General features: G+C 81.4%; 2 protein-coding genes. Both read left to right on the top strand.

The window, feature by feature from the left end; genetic code table 11:
* On the top strand, window positions 1-403 hold a 403-nt coding region (locus KIK08_RS39330), incomplete at its 5' end, for a type II secretion system F family protein (protein ID WP_408004799.1).
* On the top strand, window positions 400-673 hold a 274-nt coding region (locus KIK08_RS39325; protein WP_214408371.1), incomplete at its 3' end, for a hypothetical protein. The genes KIK08_RS39330 and KIK08_RS39325, both read left to right, overlap by 4 nt.

Genomic DNA, 673 nt, shown 5'->3' with positions numbered 1-673 from the left:
GGCCCGGCTGGGCGACGCCGTGCCCGCCGCGCTGCGCCGCGAGGCCGCGCGCCACCCGACGTCCGCGGCCGACATCGAGCGGATCGCCACGGCCTGGTCGATGGCCGATCGCTTCGGCGTCCCGCTCGCCGAGTTGCTCGCCCGGGCCCACCACGACATCCGCTGGCGGGTGCGGTTCGCGGGCACCGTGCGCGCCCAGCTCGCCGGCCCCCGGGCCACCGCCGTGGTCCTCACGGCGCTGCCCGTGCTGGGCCTGGGGCTCGGCCAGCTGGTCGGCGCCGATCCGGTCGCCGTGCTGCGCGGCGGCCCGCTGGGGCAGGCGATGCTGGTGGTCGGGGCCGGGCTGGCCGCGGCGGGGGCCGCCTGGAGCGAGCGCATCCTCGGTTCGGCGGTGCCGCGGTGAACGCGGCCGGGCTCGACGCGCTGACCCGGGTGCCGGGCCCCGCTGCCGGTGCCGTCGCCCTGCTGTGCGCGGCCGTGCTCGTCAGCGCCGTGCGCCCCGGCCCCGGACGGCTGCGAGCGCTGGTCGACCCCCCTCCCCCGACGCCGGCGGAGGTCCCGGCGCTGCGCCTGCCGTGGATCGTGGTCGGCGCGCTCGCCGCGGGCGTCCTGACCGGCGCGGTCGCCGGGGTGGGCACCGGCATCGCGTTGGGCGGCCTGGCCGCCGCCGCCG

The organism is Pseudonocardia lacus (assembly GCF_018531445.1).
Classification (GTDB): Bacteria; Actinomycetota; Actinomycetes; order Mycobacteriales; family Pseudonocardiaceae; genus Pseudonocardia; species Pseudonocardia lacus.
This window is presented reverse-complemented; position numbering and strand designations above follow the sequence as displayed.